Source organism: Kosmotoga sp., assembly GCF_982836095.1.
Genome location: NZ_CEYIHJ010000169.1, coordinates 1 through 3,967 on the forward strand (window position 1 = coordinate 1; position 3,967 = coordinate 3,967).

4 protein-coding genes are annotated in these 3,967 nt (G+C 40.3%); all 4 read left to right on the plus strand.

What is annotated here, in order from left to right:
• The first annotated feature begins 62 nt into the window (after window positions 1-62).
• The 4 genes from AC3LHT_RS09380 (at window position 63) to AC3LHT_RS09395 (ending at window position 3,808) form a co-directional block, all read left to right on the plus strand.
• Window positions 63-1,610 (plus strand): ABC transporter ATP-binding protein, encoded by a 1,548-nt coding sequence (locus tag AC3LHT_RS09380; protein WP_488662704.1) that lies wholly within the window; start codon window positions 63-65, stop codon window positions 1,608-1,610.
• 3 nt (window positions 1,611-1,613) lie between these two features.
• Window positions 1,614-2,648 (plus strand): ABC transporter permease, encoded by a 1,035-nt coding sequence (locus AC3LHT_RS09385; protein WP_488662705.1) that lies wholly within the window; start codon window positions 1,614-1,616, stop codon window positions 2,646-2,648.
• Window positions 2,641-3,525 carry an ABC transporter permease gene (locus AC3LHT_RS09390; protein ID WP_488662706.1) on the plus strand — a complete coding sequence of 295 codons (885 nt, stop codon included), beginning with the start codon at window positions 2,641-2,643 and terminating at the stop codon, window positions 3,523-3,525. Before AC3LHT_RS09385 ends, AC3LHT_RS09390 begins: the two co-directional genes overlap by 8 nt.
• Window positions 3,526-3,622: 97 nt before the next feature.
• A complete protein-coding gene (locus AC3LHT_RS09395; RefSeq protein WP_488662707.1) occupies window positions 3,623-3,808 on the plus strand; it encodes a hypothetical protein in 186 nt (61 codons plus the stop codon).
• Window positions 3,809-3,967 lie beyond the last annotated feature (159 nt).

The following is a 3,967-nucleotide window of genomic DNA, read 5'->3' on the forward strand; positions in this document are numbered from 1 at the left end:
GACAGTCCGAATAAGCATGAAATGCGTTTTATGAACGTTGAAAATCTCCGGAGGAAAATATCATGAATAAATGCATGCTTGAGATGAGGAATATTTGCAAAACATATGAAGATAACGGCGTTGTCGCGCTGTACAATGCTAGCCTCTTCGTTAGGAAAGGTACAGTTCATGCACTCGTAGGTGAAAATGGTGCCGGTAAAACAACGATGATGAAAATCCTTTGTGGAATCGAAAAGAAAAACAAAGGACATATTTTTCTTAACGGGAAAGAGCTGGAACCCAAAAGCGCAAAAGAAGCTTTCAAGGCCGGTATTGGTATGGTGCAGCAGCATTTCAGACTAATTGAGGATTTTACTGTTGCAGAAAACGTTGTTCTTGGTAAAGAAAGATCTGGGAGATTTGGTTTCATCAATAGGAAGAAGATAATTGAGGACGTTGCAAGGCTTTCCCATGAAAGCAGACTGGAACTTGATCCTGAATTGATATCTGCGAATCTTTCTGCCGGTCAAAGGCAAAAAGTGGAAATATTAAGAACGCTTTATCGTGGAGTGGATTTGATTATATTCGATGAACCTACAACGGTGTTAACCGAACAGGAGATAGAGGAGTTATTTAAAATAATGAGAACGCTTAAAAAGCATGGCAAGACCATAATCTTCATCACTCACAAGCTCGATGAAGTATTCAAAATATCAGATGAAATCACTATTCTAAGGCGCGGGAAAAACATTGCAAGTGGGGATATCAATAATTTCGACAGGGAAAAAATATCCTATCTCATGGTTGGTGAAGATATCGATTTTGAAAAAAGAGCCAGCAAGGGGATAAAAAAAGAAGCTGTTTTCAAGGTCGAGGATTTGTGCATCAAAGGAAGAGATGATTTAGTGGATGAAGTGAAGGGAGTAAGCTTTGAAATCGCAAAAGGAGAAATACTGGGGATAGCTGGAATAGCAGGCAACGGGCAGCTGCAGCTGGTTGAAGCTCTTGCCGGTTTGAAAAAGGTATCTTCCGGAAAGATAATGCTCAAGGATAGAGAAATCACTAATCTTAAAGTAAGAGAGATCAGAGACGCAGGACTGGTATATATCCCGGAAGATAGAATGAACGAGGGTGCTTCGTGTGAATCAAGTATTCTCGAAAACATCATGGCGACAAAGTACTACAAAAGAGAGTTCTCCCAAAATGGTTGGATAGACAGAAGAAAATCATACACCTTTGCAAATAAACTGATAAAAAAATACGAAATAAAAGCTTCATCGCCTTCTGTTAAGGTCGGCATGCTTTCAGGTGGAAACATTCAAAAGGTGATCATTGCAAGGGAATTTTCTTCTGATCCTGAAGTTCTAATAGTCTGCGAACCAACGTGGGGGTTGGATGTGAGATCCACAAAATTCGTTTACGACTCTCTTTGTGAAATGCGCGCTGATGGCAAGGCCATCTTGCTTGTCTCCAGTAATTTGGATGAGGTGCTATACCTTGCAGATCGAATACTCGTTATGTACAAAGGGGAATTAGTGGCTTCACTGGAAAATTCGAAAGAATTGACGAAATCGTTGATTGGGGAATACATGATGGGATTGCATTCAAAGGAAAGGTCAGAGGTGTGGTAACGTATGAAGAATGCGAGCTTGCTCAGAACCTTCATCACGATAATGGTCGCTTTAGGAATAGGAATCATTGTGATAGCTTTTACAAGCAGCGAACCCGCTAATGCAATAAAATCTTTCTTTATTGGTCCTTTCAGTAATGTTTATTTCTTTGGAAACATGCTGGCTGCTTCTATTCCGCTGATGCTAACAGGATTGGCAGCAAGTATTGCTTTTTCGGCTTCAGCTTTCAATCTGGGACTTGAGGGGCAACTTTACATAAGTGCTCTCGTTGGAACCTATATAACATGGAAATTTCAAGGGCTGTCCCCCTTTATATTAATACCGCTCGTTCTTGTGATTTCCTTTTTCACGGGTGGAGTTATCGCAGCTTTTTCAGGATATTTGAAGGTAAGAAGAAATGTGAATGAGTTAATTTCATCACTTCTTATCAGCTATGCGTTAATGTATATGGGCGATTTTTTCCTTGAAGGGCCGTTCAAAGATCCATTAGCTGGTTTGGCAGCATCACCTTATTTCGATTCAACGTTTATGTTTAGCAAAATACTGCCGCCCTCAGATCTTCATACAGGTATATTCATAGCGATTGGAATCATTATTATCGTCTATTTTGTAATGAAAAAAAGCATCGTTGGATTTGAAATAACCCTAACGGGAAGGAATAAAATCTTTTCTAAATACGCCGGGATACCTGTAAGCAGGGTTACAGTTGTTGCCATGCTTATGAGCGGTGGATTTGCTGGACTTGCGGGAATAATAGACATTTACGGAATACATGGCAGAATGATTCGAGGATATTCCGCAGGCTATGGCTGGAATGGAATTGCGGTAGCTCTTATCGCGCGAAATCACCCCTTGCTGGTGATACCTGCTGCGATATTTTTTGCTTACCTCGAAAGTGGCGCAAACGTTGCTTCATTATTCTCAGATATCACTCCCGAAATAGCGAGGATAATACAGGCGGCCGTGTTCTATTTAATTACAGCAGAAGGGCTGCTCTCTTTTATCAAGGCCAGGAAGGAGGCCGTAAGCAATGGATGACTTCATGCACACAACAATAACAATGATGACTCCAATATTGCTTGCGGCCCTTGGCGGGCTTTTTACCGAGCTTTCGGGGATGCTAAACATAGGCCTTGAGGGCATGATGCTCTCTTCTGCCTTTCTTTCGGTGTATGTAGCTAACATTTCTCATAACTTGTTAATCGGAATCGCGGCTGGGCTAGGTCTTTCAATCATTCTCGCTTTGATAATGGCGTATCTTTCTCTGAATTTGAAAGCCAACGTTTTCATTGTTGGACTTGCGACCAACCTTTTTGCAAGTGGATTGACTGTGTTCCTTTTATATACTTTATGCAATTCAAAAGGAACTGTTTTCTTTCCAAAGGCTCCAAAGCTGGATATGATTGAGATTCCAGTGATACATAATATTCCCATTCTTGGAAAGATTATCAGTGGATATAATATACTGGATTATCTTGCAATTGTCCTCGTATTTGTTTGTTTTTATATCATATTCAAAACGCCATATGGTTACCATTTAAGAGCTGTCGGAAAGGACAGCCAAACAGCTGTTAGCGTTGGGATCTCCGTATATAAGCATAGAATGATCGCTTTTGTCGTAAGCGGTCTTTTTGCTGGTCTTGGTGGAGCATCTCTTTCGCTTCCACTTCAAACCTTTGTGGGTGGAATGACGAATGGGAGAGGCTGGATAGCTCTAGTTGCCGTTGTTTTGGGGCGCGGTAACCCGATAGGAGTTCTTGGAGCTTCAATAGTTTTTGGAATTGCATCAGCGCTTTCAAATACACTCCAGGCAAGCACGGATATATCCCCAAAATTGCTGCTAACGGTACCTTTTTTAGTAACACTTGCTGTGATGATAATATATAGCACGAAGAGAAGTAATGAAGATGCTTGACACTGATCAAAAATCCGTGCAGGAAGTTTAAGACATAATATAAAGGGTCTAACCAACGGAACGGAATTATGAACATCGCAGGAAAAGTTGCTGATGGGTGCGGTGTTTTTCCATATCTGCTTTTGAAAAGAAAGATATACAGAGCATAAACAAAGAAGTGGTGAAAATTCAACGTGTATTTGTACCTGATATGGAAAGGCATTCAAAATACAAGCAGCTGGCAAAATTATACAAAGAACTCTACTTAAAGAACAAGAATCTCTTTCCATTGTTAGAAAAATGATGAAGATAAAGTCGAAATATGAGTTGTAATGGGTAAGCATTCTGGCAAATGTAAAAGCTGTCTATTAACGTTTTTAGTAAATTCCCCAAATAAAGAAAACGTCAATCAAAAATACAATACAAGCCTATCAAAGGCGAGGATCTTGCTTCTTGAAGAGGG